The organism is Bacteroides oleiciplenus YIT 12058 (assembly GCF_000315485.1).
GTDB lineage: Bacteria > Bacteroidota > Bacteroidia > Bacteroidales > Bacteroidaceae > Bacteroides > Bacteroides oleiciplenus.
The window spans coordinates 627,461-646,513 of record NZ_JH992943.1 but is presented as its reverse complement, the minus strand read 5'-3'; the positions used below and the strand labels follow the sequence as shown (position 1 = coordinate 646,513).

Sequence of the window (19,053 nt, the reverse complement as noted above, 5' to 3'; positions counted from 1 at the left end):
GTAAGCATGAAAAAAGTACGATTCTCCCTGAAAGCGATGTTCACCTCGTGGAAGATAACGTTGATATTGCTGGTGCACTATGTGATATTGCTGGCGGCTGCCACCTTTGTTGAGAAGTCGCAAGGAACGGCAATGGCAAGGGAAATGATTTATAACAATCCACTCTTCTACTTTCTACAATTGTTGCTGATTCTTAACTTCTGCGCCACTGCCTGGCAGGCACGTCTGTGGAGCCGGCGAAAGTATGGCATATTGCTGTTGCATGTTTCTTTCGTCGTGATATTGTTGGGGGCATTGATTACTAATATCTTTGGTTTTGAAGGCATTGTGCATATCAGGGAAGGGGAGACAGTGTCGTATATGCGTACAACGGAGGATCAACGTCCGTTACCTTTCTCTATCCGTCTGGATGATTTTAAGCTGGTCCGTTACCCTGGCTCTCACAGTCCTTCCTCTTTTGAGAGTTTCCTTACCATCCATACCGAAGAGGGCGAACGGAGCGAACACATTTACATGAACAAAGTGATTTATGAACAAGGATACCGCCTCTACCAGTCTTCCTACGACTCGGACGAACTGGGAACCGTGCTGACGGTGAACAATGACCGTGCGGGCACAACTATTACATACACCGGATATCTGCTGCTGCTTGCCGGTATGTTGCTGACTTTGGCTGACAAGAAATCCCGTTTCCGCCAACTGGCAAAGCAACTGAAACGCGTGGTACCCGTCTTTCTGCTGATTTCTCTTCCCATGCTTTCATTTGCCCAAAACGCTGATACTCAGCTTTTACTAAAGAATACCATCCCTGTGAAGCAAGCTGAACAATGGGGACGCCTGCAGGTGCAATGCCCCACGGGGCGTATTGAGCCGATGGATACCTATACTGATAAATTGCTTCGCAAGATTTACCGTAGTAACTCTTTCGAAGGCCTTACCTCCGAACAAGTAATCATCGGCTTCCTCATGAATCCTGCTTATTGGAGCAACGTACCGTTCATCCGCCAGACGAACAAGGAACTGCCGCAAGTCTATTCTTTGCCCGGAGGGAAATATCTGCGCTTTCTCGATGTCTTCGATGAAAGTGGCAGGTATCTGATAGCAGATGCGGTGGATAAAGCCTATTCGCGCCCTGCTGCCGAACGCTCACGTTTGGAGAAAGACTTGCTGAAACTGGACGAGAAAGTGAACATATTATATTCTCTCCAGCAAGGACAGATGTTTGCTCTGTTTCCACTGCCGGGAGACACGAGCGGAAAGTGGTATTCTCCGGGAGATAATTTGAGTATGTTCTCCGGAAGAGACTCTCTGTTTGTAAGTAAAATCATGCCCTGGTACTTAGGTGAAGCCTACGATGCTTTGCGAACAGGTAACTGGGAGAGTGCGGGAGAAGTTCTTTCTATGATGAACGTGTACCAGCAGAAGCAAAGCGCCACACCGCTATTGACAGAAAAGCAAGTGTCGTGGGAGTTGTTTTATAATAAGGCACAACTGTTTTTCTGGTCGGCTATGGGATATATGGCTGCGGGGCTGCTACTACTGGTTTTTGTGGTGTGGCAGTTGTTGAAGCCACGACGTTGGTTCAAAGCCATTATCTTCCCATTAGTCACGCTTATCGTACTGATATTCTTGCTACATACTTCCGGGATTGGCATCCGCTGGTACATATCGGGGCGCGCTCCTTGGGCCAATGCTTATGAATCAATGATATACGTTGCTTGGGCAACGGCTTTGGCGGGACTTTTGTTTATCAAACGTTCCTCTATGACGTTGGCTTTGGCGGCTTTCTTTGCAGGTATCATTCTGTTTGTAGCGAACCTCAACTTTATGGATCCCGAAATCACTCCGCTGGTTCCGGTGTTGAAGTCTTATTGGCTGATGATACACGTGGCGGTGATAACGGCAAGCTATGGATTCTTTGGCATCAGCTTCCTGCTCGGGCTGCTCACCCTTGCTTTCATGAGTACGAGTAATCCGTCGAAAGTTGCTTTGCTGCAACCGCATATCCGGGAACTTCGCATTATTAACGAAATGTCTCTCCACATCGGTCTTTATCTGCTGACGGCAGGCATTTTCCTCGGTGCCGTCTGGGCCAATGAATCATGGGGGCGCTACTGGGGATGGGACCCGAAGGAAACCTGGGCACTCATCACAATGGTAGTTTATGCCTTCGTCTTGCATGCCCGCTTTCTGCCCGCCCTCCGTTCGGACTATGCTTTCAGTGTGATGTCCGTGCTGGGACTGGCCTCGGTGCTGATGACGTATTTCGGGGTCAACTACTATCTGTCCGGCCTGCATTCTTATGGTGGCGGTGATACTCCGCCGGCGTTGACTGCGGTATTCGTTGTGTATGCCTGTGCTTTTGCCCTGATGGTATATGCAGGGTATAAGCAGCGCAAGGCTCAAGCTTGATGATAATCTCATTATCTCCGCCTGCCGGCACGATTCACTTATAACCGTACGAAAAAGATACAAAATATAGAGTTTATCCGGCATTTATAAATAGGGTGTCGGATTGAATGGGATTCAGTATACGACTGAATAGGGTTCAGTCGTATACTCATCCCTATTCAGTCGTATACTGATTATACCCCCTTCTCAGAATATATTCCGGACGGTCTTCGGGGAAATGAATATCGGTGATAAAAGCTACTTACAAATGAAATGGAAAAACTCTCGTGAGACCCCTGTATCGCCCATTCTGAGCTAATAGTTCAAGCATTTGGGACAATAATTCAAACCTCTCCGGGGCAAATCCCCTACATTTGTCTTAGTTATAAATCTGCTAATAATACTATGAAATGAAGACAAACAAACTTTTATTTATTCTATTTACCGCCTTCTCAGGCTGGTGTGGCACAATCAATGCTCAAACCTCCGGATTGGAGAAACGTATGAAAGATGCCGACCCCAAGGTAATAGGTACGCGTATTGTTAATAAGTATCTCGTAACTCCCCATACCCGTTTTGGGAATCCGCGTGCTGAGAAAGCCCCCAATTATGTGACCTATCCTGACGCTTGCACCTGGCTGGGTGCTTTGTGGTTCAGCAAAGCAATAAAGGACGAGGATATGCAGCAACAACTGAAAAATCGTTTCGAACCCTTGTTCACCACCGAAAAGAATATGCTCCCCCGTATGGTGCACGTAGATTATAATGTGGTAGGTGCCGTCCCCCTCGAAATCTACATGCAGAAGTTAGGCGACCGGAAATACTTTGAACTGGGGATGAAGTATGCCGATACCCAGTGGGAAGTTCCTGCCGATGCCAAACCGGAAGAAAAAGCCTATGCTGACCAGGGATACTCTTGGCAGACGCGCGTATGGATTGACGATATGTTTATGATTACCACCATCCAGTCGCAGGCCTACTTGGCTACCGGCGACCGGAAATACATCGACCGTGCCGCTGCCGAAATGGCGATGTATCTGGAGAAAATACAACGTCCGAATGGCCTTTTCTATCATGCCCCTACAGCACCGTTCTTCTGGGCGCGCGGCAATGGCTGGATGGCTGCGGGCATGTCTCGCCTACTTTCCGTGCTTCCGGAGGATAACCCCAACCGTTCCGCTATAATGGAGGCTTATAAAAAGATGATGACCACTTTGCTGGAGAATCAGGATGCTGACGGCATGTGGCATCAGCTGATTGACGAACCGGCATCTTATAAAGAAACTTCCGGTACGGCTATGTTTACTTATGCTATGCTGGTGGGAGTGAAGCATGGTTGGCTGGATAAAAAGGCGTATGTCCCGGCTGCCATGAAAGGATGGCTGGCACTGGTCTCTTATATAAACATTGATGATGAAGTGACGAATGTATGCGAAGGAACCAATATCAAAAATGACAAGAACCACTATATGAACCGTAAGCAAATTACGGGTGACCTGCATGCTCATGCCCCTCTGTTGTGGTGTGCTACGGAACTGCTGACGGAATAAGTTAATGTCCTATGGATTACTTTGTGGAATGAAAGAATGGTGTATCTTTGTTTCCCGGATAATACAATGAAAAACATAGTTTGCTATACCTATGAAAAAATATATTCTTTTGCTGATTACTATATTAGCCACCATCAAGATAACAGCCCAGAACAATGAGAACTTCTACTTCTCGAACCTGAACCTGAAAGATGGATTATCCCAGATTTCAGTCATTAAGATATTTCAGGATACCAAAGGCTTCATCTGGTTTGCCACGCGCAACGGATTGAACCGTTATGATGGAAGCGAGTTTGTGATATATAAGCACGACCCCAAGGACTCCCTGACATTGAGCGACAATCACATCTGGGCCCTGGCCGAAGATAACGACCGGAACCTATGGGTGGGCACGGCGCGCGGATTGAACAAGATAGACTTAAAGACTAACCGCATAACGTCATTCATCGATGAGCGTTACGGTGCTTTTGCCAAAAGCGAAGTGCGCAGTCTGGCCGTAGACTCTCGCAACCGGCTTTGGATAGGAACAACTAAAGGTCTGTATCTATACATCCCGGCAATGGACGTTTTTCAGCGTATCGACCTGAATGGGAAGATTAAAGATGAATTTATCTCCGTAATTTACGAAACAAAGCATCATCAGATATTGATAGGTACTTCCACGAAGGGACTGTTTGTCTGCGATATGAATATGAAAGTGCAGAGGCAGCTCACTACCCAGACACCGGGGCTTCGTTTGTTGGGCAACAGCATTTCTACCGTTTACGAAGATTCTAACGGGATGTTATGGGCAGGGAGCGGATTGAGCGGACTATATCGTATTGATTTTGAGAAAGAGGAAATAACTGCTTACCACAAAGGTAACAGCATTTTGACTAGCAGTAGTGTCCGGGCCATATCGGAGTTGCGTGGAATGCTACTGGTTGGCACGTTCGACGGACTATATACGATAGACCTCTCCACTCACTCCTTTTGGAAACATACGGATGCTTCCCTTGAAAAGGGCAACCTGAGTCATTTCTCCATTTATTCTTTGTTTGTAGACAGGAGTCAGACGGTGTGGGTAGGCACGTATGCCGGTGGAGTAAGCTATTCCAGCCGGTTTAATAACCGTTTCGATTTTCATGACCCTGCTACGATATTTGATGCATTGTTCGGTATATACGGTTGCATGCTTGCCACTCCCGGAGGTTGTCTATATATGGCAACTGAAGGCAGGGGATTACTTGATTATAATCTGAAGAACAGGCAATATGCTTATTATCCGATAGATAATGCCTCGAAACTGCAATATAGCCAGAATATCATAAAAGGACTTTTGCTGGAGGATGATATACTGTGGTGCGGAACGAATAAGGGAGCTATTTATCACTTCAATACCCGTACCAAGAAATATACACTCTATTATCAACTTCCACGTGAGATGTCCATTTATTCCATGCTCCGCGATAAAGATAACAGCTTATGGATTGTTTCTTCCGATTCCCGTATGGGGATAATACGTTTGTCGGATAAGAAAGAAATACAGACACATTTCCCGGTTAATGGTGGAAAGGACAGTTGTCTGTTTGCCAGTTCACGTTGTATTCTGAAGTTGCGGGATGGGGTAGTGCTGATTGGTAGCCGTAATGATGGCTTGATAAAATATGATTTAAATAAAGGGGTAGCTGTTTATTATGATACGGATGAAAAAGAATCCCGTCGGCTGCTTAATAATTATGTGACAAGCATCGTGCGCGATAGTTCCGGCCGCATCTGGATTGGTACATTTGGCGGTGGCATATCCCTGTACGATGAAGAAAAAGGAATCATAAAGACCATAACCAAAGAGCAAGGTTTGATAGAGAATGACATCTGTGCCATTGTGGAGGATAATGATAATAATCTTTGGATTAGTGCAAGTAATGGTATTTCCAAATATAATCTCAAGACGGAAGAATTTACCAATTACAACTCTCTCAATGGCATTGGCGTTTATGAATTTACTCCCCATAGCGGTTTGTTATTGCCGAATGGTGAAATCTGCTTTAGCGGGAACAATGGCTTTGTGACCTTCAGTCCGCAGGAATTACAATTGAACTCTTATGTACCACCGGTGGTGTTCACAAAATTGGTGGTAAACAACCAGGCGATTGAACCGGAAGACGAGACAGCTATTTTGAGCTCCGTGCTGGACGACATGGAGGAAATTGAGCTGGATTATAACCAGAATAACATTTCTATCGGTTATTGTGCCCTGAACTTTGTATTTGCCCGGCAGAATCAGTATGCTACTTTCTTGAAAGGGTATGATAAAGACTGGAATTATATTGGCAACCGCCGGGAGGCTTACTACACCAACTTGAGTCCGGGAACGTATGTATTTGAAGTGAAGGCTTCGAATAATGACGGAGTCTGGAGCCAGCAGACGCGTAAAATACGCATCATTGTGCATCCGCCTTTATGGAAAACCTGGTATGCTTACTTATTCTACGCCGTTGCTTTTGTCTTTGTGATGACGCTTATCATGTACTACATATCAAAGAAGCAGAAGTTGGAACGCGAACTGCAATTCAAGCAGAAAGAGAAATTGCAGTTGGAAGATTTTCATCAGGCTAAGATACGCATGTTCACCAATTTTTCGCATGAGCTTCGCACGCCGCTCACATTAATCATTGCACCTTTACAGGATTTGGTATCCATGCCCGAATTCTCTTCCAGTGTAAAGAATAAGCTGAGTCTGATATTCAGTAATGCCCAGCGATTGCTGCTGCTTGTGAACCAGTTGATGGATTTACGCAAGAATCAGGAGGGCAAATTGAATCTGCGTATCACCAAGACGGATATGAATCCGTTCCTGCAAGAGATTTACTATGCTTTCAATCATTTGGCGGCAAAGAAATCTATTTATTTCACATTTGAAACGAGCGAAGAAAGAATGTCGGCATGGTTCGATAAATCGATTATAGAAAAGGTAGTCTTCAATTTGTTGTCCAATGCAATGAAGTTTACTCCGGATAATGGTCGGGTGGTGTTCTCTTTATCCCGATGTACTTTTGCAGATTTATCTCCGGAACAACAAGCGGAGTTACAAACATTGCCTGCCGATACTAAGTTTGCTTGTTTTTCTGTGGCGGATTCTGGTAAAGGTATCCCCGATGATGAGGTGAAGAATATCTTTGCCCCTTTCTATCAGGGAGAGGATAATAATAAAGAAAATGTAGGTACGGGCATTGGACTGAGCCTGACACGCTCCATCGTACATCTGCACGGGGGGACTATTACAGTATCCCATAATCAGCCTACAGGTACGATTTTCAGGGTATATATTCCCATTACTAGCAACGCCTATGATGCAAGTCTGTTGGTGGAGGAAGAAGACGGGCAGGTAGTGGAAGACGTGATTCCATCAGCTCAGGAACTACATTTTGATATTGAGAAGAAATGGACAGTGCTGCTGGCGGAAGACAATGATGAGGTGAGAGCATACGTCAAAGAGTGTCTTGAACCTTACTTCTATGTGCTGGATGTGGACAATGGAAAAGATGCCCTTGACCTGAGCTTGGAGAAGTATCCGGATTTAATATTGAGTGATATCATGATGCCTCAGATGGATGGTTTGGAATTGTGTTCACGAGTGAAACAGGATTTGCAATTGGGACATATCCCGGTGGTGCTGATGACTGCCAAGTCTATGGTGGTGCACATTAAGGAAGGATTTTCGGTTGGCGCCGATGATTATATAGTGAAGCCTTTCAGTATGGATGTATTGATTTGCCGTATCAACAGCCTACTGGAATCTCGTGAGAAGTTGAAGAAGCTGTACGGGAAGAAATTCTCTCCGGAAGCGATGGGAATTGAGATAGTTTCCGGTGATGACCGTTTCACCCAGAGCTTTTTTGAGATTATTGAAAAGAATATCTCTAACCCGGAATTGGGAGTGGATTTGTTGAGCCAGGAGTTAGGCTTGAGTCGTGCTAATTTGTATCGGAAACTGAAAGCGGTGACAGAATTGTCGCCGACGGAGTTGATACGTAATAAGCGTCTGGAAATAGCTGCCAAACTTTTGTTAGAGTCCAGTTATACTGTTTCGGAAATATCTGTTTATACAGGTTTCAACAGCCATGCTTATTTTACAAACTGTTTCAAGTCATTTTACGGTTATTCACCCTCAGAATGGGTGCAAAGACATAATGAGAAGAGGGAAACTCTTAAATAGTATCTATTTTATGTATTGTTTGGAATAGAATTTCAAATGAATAAGACAATATTGAAAGTTGCGCTGGGATAAATCGTCTATCTTAGCGCAATCTTTTTATAGGGAGATTGTATTAAACCAATATAAACATTAGTGAAAGTAACTATTATGAAATTTAAAACGGGATTAGTATCGTTATTGGTCGTATGTGGAGCATGTAGCCAAGCGACAAAAGAAGTGGATGTCGTAAAAGACAGTTTTGATTTTGCCGGACAGCAGTTGAAATATGCGTTTACGCAAGTAGACTCTGTCAAAGCCAATATACCGGAAGAACAGATGAAAAGAAAACCTATTTCTCCCCGTACGATAGAGGACGACGGAACTCTGCGTCTGGTGGCATCGAGAGATTGGACCAGTGGTTTCTTCCCCGGTGAATTGTGGTATATGTACGAATATACGCAGGATGATTTCTGGAAGAAACAGGCACAGGAATTCACCGCCAATATAGAAGACCAGAAAACCAATGGTGGAACACACGATATGGGATTCAAAATGTATTGCAGTTTCGGCAATGGATACCGTCTGACTCATGATGCAGTCTATAAGGATATTCTGTTGGAATCTGCTGCAACGTTAATCACTCGCTACAAACCGGTCATCGGTTGCATTCGTTCATGGGATCATAGTCGTGATAAATGGCAATGCCCGGTTATCATCGATAATATGATGAATCTTGAATTGTTGTATTGGGCGTTTAAAGAAACAGGTGATTCGGTATATTACAACATTGCAAATACGCATGCCCGCACTACGATGAAGAACCATTTCCGTGATAATTACAGTTCTTATCATGTGATTGATTATGATACGATTACCGGAGCAGTGCTTCATAAACATACACATCAGGGATATAATCATGAATCGGCTTGGTCGAGAGGTCAGGCATGGGGATTGTATGGCTATACTATGTGCTATCGTGAAACGAAGTTGCCCGAATTCTTATCGCAGGCTGAAAATATAGCCAATTACATTTTCACCAACCCTACGATGCCGGAGGATATGGTAGCCTATTGGGACTTTGATGCTCCGGGTATTCCGAATGAACCTCGTGATGCTTCTGCTGCCGCTGTAATGGCTTGTGCCATGTACGAATTATCGATGTATAATACGGAGAAGTCGGCTCAATACAAGAAATGGGCGGATACCATTGTTGAAAGTTTAAGTAAGAATTATCGTGCCCAGTTGGAAGGTGACCGTGGCTTCCTGTTGCTGCACAGCACCGGTGCACACAACTTTGAAAGAGATGTGCCTTTGGTTTATGCTGATTATTATTTCCTGGAAGCTTTGCTCAAGAAAGCCAAGCTTGAAAAGGAAGGTACAGCCATTTTGTAGAACATGAAGATTTAATAGGTATGAGGCGTATTATTTTATTGTTAGTGACAGTTTGTTTTGTTACAGGTACCTTTCAGGCAAAGGTGCCTGTAACGGACAATAAGATTCGGTTGACGAATAACTGGGAGTTTCTCCGCCAGGATGTGGGGAATATATGGGAATTGGTTCGCCCCGTGAAGAAGGGACAACCGGAAGAACAGCCTATATGGACAAAGGTTACTTTGCCCCACTGTTTTAATGCAGAGGATGCAGTAGACCCGGATTTGAATTATTATCAGGGACCGGGCTGGTATAAGACCCGCCTGCAACTAAACAATCCGTATGCCAACGGGCGTATTCTGCTGGAATTCGAGGGAGCAGGACAGAAGACGGATGTATATGTCTACATGACCAAAGTTGGTAGCCATATCGGTGGATACGATAGTTGGAATGTGGATATCACTGACGCGGTGCAGGCGTTTCTTTCGAGTAAAGAGGCTGAACGTTTTGGAGGCGAAGTTCCTTTGAGCATTTGCTGTGATAATACGCGGGATGCGGAGATGATACCTTCGGATTTATCGGATTTCAATTTGTATGGCGGAATCTACCGCTATCTGAATCTAGTGTATCTGCCGGAAGTGTCCGTTGCGTCTCTTCGGGTGGAGCCGACCTTGGATACTAAAATGAAAAAAGGTACATTAAGAGTATCCGGTACATTCTATAATCCTGCTGATGTGCGTGAAGCATCGGTAGAGGTCAGTGTAAAAAATGCGAAGGGTGAGGTGGTATCTACCCGCACTTTCGATAAAATAACTCCGCTGGGTGAATTAGAACTTTTGGATGTTCAGATTGATAAACCACAGCTCTGGGATGTAGACAATCCAGCATTGTATAGCTGTGAGGTTACCGTAACAGCCAACGGGCAGAAAATGACAGCAAGTGAACGTTTCGGTTTCCGTTCGTTTGAGTTCATAGAAAAAGGGCCTTTCATGCTGAATGGAAGACGCCTTTTGCTGAGGGGAACACATCGACATGAAGACCATGCGGGTGTAGCTGCTGCCATGACCGAGGAACAGATGGTACAGGAAATGAAGATGATGAAGGAGATGGGAGTGAACTTCATTCGCCTGGGACATTATCAGCAATCTGAAATCATTCTGAATCTCTGTGACGAACTGGGTATTTTGGTTTGGGAAGAAATTCCCTGGTGCCGCGGTGGAGTCGGCAATGAGGAGTATCGCGGACAGGCTAAACGGATGTTGACGAATATGATAACTCAGCACTACAATCATCCTTCGGTAATTATCTGGGGATTAGGGAATGAGAATGACTGGCCGAATGACTTTCCTGAATTTGAGCAACGGGAAATACGGAGCCTGATGAGTGAATTGAATACATTGTCTCACCATCTTGATGCCGAACGTAAGACGGCTATTCGCCGTTGCGCTTTTTGCAGCGATATTGTAGATGTATATTCTCCATCAATCTGGGCAGGTTGGTATCGTGGCGTCTATACGGATTATCAGAAGATGTCCAGAGAAGAAATGGAGAAAGTAAAGCATTTCTTGCATGTAGAGTGGGGTGGAGATAGTCATGCTGGACGCCATGCAGAAGCTACCGCTCCTATACGTAAAGAAGGAGAGAGCGATGGAGATGCTGCTTTGAACGGTTCGGCTTTGGTGCTGACGAAAGGAGATTGGTCGGAAAGTTACATCGTGAAACTGATAGACTGGCATTTGAAAGAACAAGAAAAAATGCCGTGGTTGACTGGTGCCGCTTATTGGCCATTCAAAGATTTTTCTACTCCGGTACGCCCGGATAATCCGGTGCCATATATGAACCAGAAAGGAGTAGTAGAACGAGATTTTACAAAGAAAGAGAGTTACTACGTGTTCCAGTCATATTGGACACAGAAACCGATGCTTCATATCTATGGACATGGCTGGCCTGTGAGGTGGGGAGATGCTGACGAAGAGAAGGAAGTGTTGGTTTATTCTAACTGTCCAGCTGTAGAATTATTTGTGAATGGGCAGAGCCAGGGAGTGCGTAAACGTAATAGTCAGGATTTCCCGGCTGCCGGCCTGCACTGGAATGTGAAACTTGCTAAAGGACAGAATATACTTCGCGCCGTAGCTATCGGCAAAGAAGTCCTTTCTGATGAGTTGAGCTTTGAATATCAGACAGAAAAATGGGAAAAAGAATATGCGTTTAGAGTTACTTCTACACCCCGGGAGGACGGAACTGTTGAAATCGAAGCCCAGTTGGTAGATGCCAATGGTATCAGATGCCTTGATTCCAGGATATTTATATCTTTCGATATTGCCGGAGACGGGGAATTAATACAGAATCAGGGAACGGTGACCGGTTCGCGCAAAGTACAGGCACGAAACGGACGGGCACAAATACGGGTTCGGACACAAGGGGGTACTTCTTCTGTAGCCGTGAAAGCAGATAAGGTCAAGACTTCATTTATAACAGTACAGTGAAATTATGAAAAAGGTAGGTGTTTTATTTTTAGGGATATGTGCTTTGCTAGTTGCTTCGTGTACATCGGAGAAGAATGGCAAAGATTATGTGAAGAATGTTTTGAAACAGGGGATACTGGAACGTGCTGCTACGAATCTAAAAGAAGAACCGGTGACAGTCACCGCCTTTATAGCTGAACGTAGTGCGGGAGATATACACGACTTTTATTCGGAGGGTGATTATTGGTGGCCGGATACGTTGAATCTTGATGGTCCCTATATTCGTCGGGATGGTCAAACTAATCCGGATAATTTCGTGGCACATAGACATGCGATGATACGCTTCAGCTCGATTGTGGGAAATCTGACTTCTGCCTATTTATTGGATCAGGATAAGACGTATGTGGATGTAATACTGGCACATGTACGTGCCTGGTTTGTGAATGAATCGACGCGGATGAATCCTAATTTGCAGTATGCGCAGGCTATTAAGGGAATTACTACAGGCAGGGGCATCGGCATCATTGATACGATACATCTTATGGAAGTAGCCCAATCCTTATATCAGTTGGAAAAACTGGGAGTACTTCCTGAAGATGATATTAGGGCTACTAAACGGTGGTTTGCCGATTATTCGAAATGGATGTTCACGCATCAATATGGCATAGATGAGATGAATGCCAAGAATAATCATGGTACCTGTTGGGTGATGCAAACTGCCGTTTTCGCTCGTTATGCCGGTGATAAAGATATGATGGATTACTGTAGGAAGCGTTATAAAGAAGTACTCCTGCCCAAGCAAATGGCTGAAGACGGCAGCTTTCCTTTAGAAACTGCGCGCACAAAGCCCTATGGTTATTCTCTGTTTAATTTGGATGCAATGGCGACGATATGTCAGACGCTCTCTGATAAAAATGATGATTTATGGACTTATACAGTGGAGGATGGCAGGAATATAGAAAAAGGTATTAATTTTGTTTATCCATATGTGCTTGATAAGGAAAGTTGGATTTATCCGAAGGATGTAATGTATTGGGATGAATGGCCGGTAGCTCATCCTTTCCTTTTATTCGGAGCTTTGCAAACGAATAATAAAGACTGGTTGTCTACGTGGGCACAGTTGGAACATTTTCCGGTAACGGATGAGGTGGTACGTAATCTACCTGTACGTAATCCATTGATTTGGATTTAAGAATATAACATCGTTTTATATTTGAACTATGAACATAACACGGAAGATAATAGCTGGAATTGGTGTATTGTGTGCTTTGGGCACAACGCCTCCTGCAATGGCACAAAACAGAGTCGTAAGTCAACAAACTACGGGTACGGTAGTAGAGGGAGATGTAACAATGTTGGTCACTCAGGAAACTACTACCCGTTATCGGCGGACTACTTCTCAAGGAGTGCCTGATGCGAAGTTGGAATACACTCCCGGAACTACTCCGAAACGATTGGCGCTTCCCTTGGCTGAGACAGTGATGGCGAGATACCCGGATTATCGAATGGCTTACTGGAAAGATTATACTTATGTGCAAGGATATATGTTTGAGGCAATGGATCGCCTGGGACAATTGACTGGTGACGGCAAATATCTGGGATATATGAAAGAGTATATAGACCATTTTATTGATGAAGATGGGAATTACAAAGGAGGTGGATTAACTAATCTTGATAATTTTATGACCGGCTCGGCATTTTGTACTCTGTATGAGCGTACGGGTGATGAAAAATATAAGAAAGCAGCTTTGCAGATATTAAAAGCTGTTGATAAGTATCCTAGTTCCGACGGGCAGTTCTGGCATGGAAACCGTAGTCCTAATATGTGGATTGACGGTGTATTTATGATGCAGATGTTTCTGATACGTTGTGCGCAATATGTCGGAGAGGCTGATTACTGTTATGATGTGGCATGCAGGAATATTATCACTGCTGCCCGCCATCTGCAACGTCCGGATGGACTGGTACTGCATGCTTGGACTACAGAACCGGAAAAAGTAGCATGGGCGGATAAATCTACGGGAGCCTCACCGGAGGTGTGGAGTGAAGGAATGGGATGGTATACTTTGGTGGTTCCGGAACTACTTGCTTTGTTACCTGAAGCACATCCAGACTATCAACAGGTACTTGATATTTACCTGAAAATGTGCAAAGGACTGAGAGAAATGCAAGATAAGAAAACCGGAGGCTGGTTCATGGTGGTAGATAAAGGAGATAATCCCCTGAACTTTATTGATCCGTCGGGAACCGCTATGTTTGTATATTCCATCCAGCGTGGTGTTCAGTTAGGTTTGCTCAGGGCTAAGGAATATGCTCCGGTTGCAAACAGAGGGTATCAGAGCCTGTTTCCTTTCATACAGGTGAATGAAAAAGGTTTGTTGGATGTGATAGGAGCGTGTGACGGTGTAGTGATTAAAAAGAATTTTGTAGAATATGTTACTGTTCCCAAAATTTTGAATGCAAAAGAGGCGGTTGCCGGCATTTTGTGGGCATCTGTTAGTATGGAAACGGAACATTTGAAAACTAAATAAGAATGAGAGTTTTATGTAGTCTGATTATAGTAGGTGTATTGCTTGTATCTATCTCTGTTCAAGCCGGCAATACAGGTGAGTTGGTGCGCATCAAGCAGAATTATTCCCGGATGTTAGTTCCTTCGGGGGAAGATTCGTTTGGCTTGTTGTCTATTCTTTCATCTATTCAGCCGGAGAAAGAGATCTCGGACCAGGCTGTAGTGGAATTGCATCAGCGTTATCCTTTCGATTTAAAGAAAATAGCAACCTATCTATCTTCTTTTATGGAAACCGGGATGTGGCCGGACATTAATTATGAAGATAAGAAACGTTCGGGGTGGGAGCCTAAACTTCATGCGGAACGTATTCTGGAACTGGTGAAACTTTATAATTCCAAACAAACTTCTTATTACCATTCTCCGGAAGTAGAAAAAGTGATTCATAGAGCAATGGACTATTGGTTTACTGCTAAACCTGTGTGCTTGAACTGGTGGTATAATCAGATTGGTATACCTAAAACACTGGGCACAGCTTTCATTTTGTTTGAAGAAAAACTAACTCCGGCTGAAAAGCAGAAGGCAATTGCTGTAATGGAGAATGCCAAGTTTGGAATGACCGGACAGAATAAAGTATGGCTTGCCGGAAATGTGATGATGCGTGCATTGTTACAGAATGATTATGAGTTGGTGAAGATGGCACGCGATACGATTGCATCTGGAATAGTGACAGGTGGGGCAGAAGGCATAAAAGATGATTGGTGTTTCCATCAGCACGGTGCCCAACAACAATTCGGGAATTATGGGCTCTCATTTGTTGCTGGGATGAGCTTTTTCTCCGGATTGTTTTCCGGGACTTCTCTGGCTTTTGATGATAAACAATTGAGTATTATAAGTACTTTGATTGACAAAGGTTATCGTTGGGTTATCTGGAATGGGATGATGGATGTGAATGCCTTAGGGCGTCAATTGTTTCACCATGCACCTGTGCATAAAGCATTGAGTCTTGCATTTGCTGCTTCAGAGTTGGGTGGAGGCGAATCAGAGGCATGTATGGCTATAGCCACAGCTCTGCTTCGTGACAACTATCCTGCACCTGCCTTGAATCTACTGACGGGACATAAGCACTTTTGGCAGTCGGATTATACTATTTATCGCCGTCCGTCCTGGATGGCTTCCATAAAAATGGCTTCCGACCGTATTGTGGGTGTGGAAATGATGAATGGTGATAATATGAAAGGATATTATATGGCTGATGGAGCAACCTATATATATAAGGATGGCAAGGAATATTTGGATATTTTCCCGCTTTGGGATTGGCGTAAATTGCCGGGAGTGACTGCTTTTGAGGATGATGCTCCCATGCCATTGATCAAAAGCTATCAGCCTCGCAACAAAGGAACTTTTGTTGGAGCTGTTTCGGATGAGAAACAGGGTATGACTGTGATGGAGTTGAATCGTGCCGGAGTGAAAGCACATAAAGCATGGATTTGTGCGGATGATTTTGTTCTTTGCTTGGGAGCAGGCATACAGGCAGATAGTAATCTTGTTGTGACCACTTCAATAGAACAATGTCATAAGAACGGAGAGCTTCTTTCCTGGAAGAAAGGACAATGGAGCGCTGTGAATGCCAAACAAACTGTTACGGCAGAAGTACATCGCTTCTTTCATAATAATACGGGATATATTGTATGGGGAAATGAAAATGAGATGGTTGCCGAAACTGCGGAACGTAAAGGAAGTTGGTATGATGTCATGCAGATGTATCGCCCGGCAGAGGTACATGGAGAGGTCACCACTCTTTATTTGAAACATGGCGCATCTCCTAAACAAGCTACCTATCAATATTTGATATTGCCGGTGGTAGATAAGAAAAATGTAGCTGCTTTTGATTTGTCGGATATCCGGATACTTCGTAATGACACTGTAGCACAAGCCGTTTATGCAGAGAAAAAGGCTACTTGCTGGGTAGCTGCCTATCAACCGGTACAATTAAGGGTTGCTACAGGTCTCGCATTGACTATCCAGACTCCCGGAGTTTATATGATACGGAAGAGTGGAGACGGACAATACATGATAAGTTGTGCCAGTCCAACTCAATGTGAAGATGTTGCAGAACTTGAACTAAACCATAAACAGATACGTATTTCTCTGCCCAAAGGAAAAGGGAAAGGTAAAACAGCTTCTGTTGTGGCCATAATTCGTTAAAAAACATCTTTTGAATCATTTCTCCAAGCGATTGAAATAATATTGCAAGCCTTGTTTGTAGGATACGTCTATTTTTGTTTTGAATAAAAAACTATAGACTATGAATACACACAAGGTTTTTGTTTTTGGATTAGCATTGTTGGGTGCCAGCTTGCTAAAAGCCCAATCTGTAATGGACACTTATAAGGCTGTCTTTACTTCACCTCCGCAACATGTTCCTACTACCAAAACTCCGGATGCACCTTTAGCTGGTAATGGAGATATAGGTATCACGATGGGCGGTACTCCTGATAAACTTTGTTTCTATATTGGTAAGAATGACTTTTGGAGAGCTTACCCGGTTTATCCTGGTGGTATTGCGCTGCCTGGTGGATTGGATATTACAATAGATGAACTTCGGGGAGCTTCTTATCATGCAGAACAGTTACCCGGTTCGGCAGAAATAACAGCTAAATTCTCAAATACCTATTGCGAGTTAAAGTTATCTGCATGGGTTGCGGCAACGGATAATAAAGTAGTAATAGAATTGCAATCGAATAAGGTCGTAACTGCTCGTTTGCGATTGTGGGCTGCTGAAGGTAATACTTCGACGACAGCACAAGGCCTTGGTAAAGTGATGTGGGTGAGTCGCTCATTTGAGAATACGGAATTATTGCGTTGGCCTACTCATGTGGCATTGGCCTTGAATTCAAGTACGGATGAACTGTCTCTGGTTCCCGGAAAGAAAATGCAACTGGTAGTATCTGCTTATACAAATCATGATACACCGGATTGGAAAAACAAAGCAATTGCGGAGGCCGGAAAAGTGTCGGAAACCACTATAGAGCAATTACGCAAGAAACACCATGTCTGGTGGAATAACTTCTGGAAACAATCTCATATTAATATTGGTGACAGCTATTTTGAGAAGTATTATTATCAATCTCAATATTTGTTTGCTTGCTCCTCTCGTGAGGGTAAATTCGCACCTGGAATATGGGGGCCATTCGTTACACGTGATGAGGCTGCATGGGGAGGTGATTATCATCTGAATTACAATTATCAGGCACCTTACTGGGGAGCCTTCTCTTCTAATCATATTAGTTTGACGGATAATTTTGATCAACCTCTATTGGATTATATGGAAGCCGGTCGGAAACATGCGCAAGAGTTGTTGGATTGCAGAGGTATTTATTATCCGGTAGGTATTGGGCCGAAAGGGTTATGTACGGCAATGTGGCCATTGACCCCGGAAGAAATGCTGGAGAAGTATGCAACTCGCGAAAACACTATAGACGGTGGTTATAAGTTCCTGGGGCAAAAAATCAATGCGGTGTTTAGTGTCGGAAATATGTTGATGCGACATTATAGTACATATGATAAAGCGTATGCTCGTAAAGTATATCCATATCTTGTGGCCTGTGCTGATTTCTGGGAAGATTACCTTTCTTTAGAAAATGGACGTTATGTCATCCACATGGATCATTTTAATGAGGTGATGCCCAATAAACGTAATGGAGGTATTTGGCGTAATCGTTTGGGTGATTTTAATTCTACTCTTTCTTTGGGCTTGGTCCGTATGCTATTTCAGGGAGTAATGGATATGAGTGACTTTTTGTCTGTGGATCGTGTAAGACAATCTCATTGGCAGGATATTTTGGAGAAACTGAGTGAATATCCGTTGGGTACCACGGAAGACGGACGCCAAAGTTTGAAGAACATGGAGAAAGGACCTCAGAATAAGGATGTACAACCGTCAGGCTTGAACAGAGTCTCTATTCATGGCTTAATTCTTCCTGGTGGAGTTGCAGGTCCGGTGACGGACGCCAAGTTCAATGCTATCTTATTGAATGATGTTGCACATTGGGCGGATAAACAGCGTGACCCGAATGATTGGGGAAATACTTCCAACAACGGAATCGAAACTTGTTATCCCGGAGCAGTGCGTGTAGGATATCCGTCGGATAAGATTTTATCTTATTTGAAGAAGCGGATTGAAATGAATGTATATCCCAACTATTGGATTGTACAAGGTGGTGGAGGTATTGAGACTTTTGCTGCTGTTCCCCTGACTATAAATGAGATGTTGTTGCAAAGTTACGAAGGCGTTATCCGTGTTTTCCCGAATTGGAATCGCGGGAAGGATGCTTCGTTTGAGAATTTAAGAGCTTATGGGGCATTTTTGGTTACATCTGCCTTTAAGCAAGGTGAAGTTCAGGGAGTAGCGATACTTAGCGAGAAAGGACGCATCTGCAAAATAGAAAATCCTTGGAAAGGACAACCTGTACAGGTTACTCGAGGAAACAAAAAATCGGATATACTTTATGGAGAATATCTGCAAATCCCAACTGCGGCAGGTGAGAAAATAGAACTGAATTTATATACAAACCAATAATTAAGAATAGA

9 protein-coding genes are annotated in these 19,053 nt (G+C 43.9%); all 9 read left to right on the top strand.

Annotated elements, in window-relative coordinates:
* Window positions 1-6 precede the first annotated feature (6 nt).
* The 9 genes from ccsB to HMPREF9447_RS18880 all read left to right on the top strand — a co-directional run bounded on the left by ccsB (window position 7) and on the right by HMPREF9447_RS18880 (window position 19,042).
* Window positions 7-2,412 carry a c-type cytochrome biogenesis protein CcsB gene (gene ccsB / locus HMPREF9447_RS18920; RefSeq protein WP_044138464.1) on the top strand — a complete coding sequence of 802 codons (2,406 nt, stop codon included), beginning with the start codon at window positions 7-9 and terminating at the stop codon, window positions 2,410-2,412.
* 389 nt (window positions 2,413-2,801) lie between these two features.
* The gene (locus HMPREF9447_RS18915; protein ID WP_009131383.1) at window positions 2,802-3,941 is read left to right on the top strand and encodes a glycoside hydrolase family 88/105 protein; all 1,140 of its coding nucleotides are present in this window, start codon (window positions 2,802-2,804) and stop codon (window positions 3,939-3,941) included.
* Window positions 3,942-4,032: 91 nt separating this feature from the next.
* Window positions 4,033-8,139: a two-component regulator propeller domain-containing protein gene (locus HMPREF9447_RS18910; protein WP_009131382.1), complete on the top strand. Its 4,107-nt coding sequence runs from the start codon at window positions 4,033-4,035 to the stop codon at window positions 8,137-8,139.
* Window positions 8,140-8,286: 147 nt separating this feature from the next.
* Window positions 8,287-9,510 carry a glycoside hydrolase family protein gene (locus HMPREF9447_RS18905; RefSeq protein ID WP_009131381.1) on the top strand — a complete coding sequence of 408 codons (1,224 nt, stop codon included), beginning with the start codon at window positions 8,287-8,289 and terminating at the stop codon, window positions 9,508-9,510.
* A 20-nt stretch (window positions 9,511-9,530) separates the two neighbouring features.
* Window positions 9,531-11,975 carry a glycoside hydrolase family 2 protein gene (locus HMPREF9447_RS18900; protein ID WP_009131380.1) on the top strand — a complete coding sequence of 815 codons (2,445 nt, stop codon included), beginning with the start codon at window positions 9,531-9,533 and terminating at the stop codon, window positions 11,973-11,975.
* A gap of 4 nt (window positions 11,976-11,979) precedes the next feature.
* Window positions 11,980-13,146: an alginate lyase family protein gene (locus HMPREF9447_RS18895; RefSeq protein WP_009131379.1), complete on the top strand. Its 1,167-nt coding sequence runs from the start codon at window positions 11,980-11,982 to the stop codon at window positions 13,144-13,146.
* A 28-nt stretch (window positions 13,147-13,174) separates the two neighbouring features.
* Window positions 13,175-14,485 carry a glycoside hydrolase family 88/105 protein gene (locus tag HMPREF9447_RS18890; protein WP_009131378.1) on the top strand — a complete coding sequence of 437 codons (1,311 nt, stop codon included), beginning with the start codon at window positions 13,175-13,177 and terminating at the stop codon, window positions 14,483-14,485.
* 2 nt (window positions 14,486-14,487) lie between these two features.
* On the top strand, window positions 14,488-16,668 hold the full coding sequence (locus HMPREF9447_RS18885) for a polysaccharide lyase 8 family protein (protein WP_009131377.1): 2,181 nt from the start codon (window positions 14,488-14,490) through the stop codon (window positions 16,666-16,668).
* A 100-nt stretch (window positions 16,669-16,768) separates the two neighbouring features.
* Entirely contained in the window at window positions 16,769-19,042 is a 2,274-nt protein-coding gene (locus HMPREF9447_RS18880; RefSeq protein ID WP_009131376.1) for a glycosyl hydrolase family 95 catalytic domain-containing protein, read from the top strand.
* The last annotated feature ends 11 nt before the right edge of the window (window positions 19,043-19,053 follow it).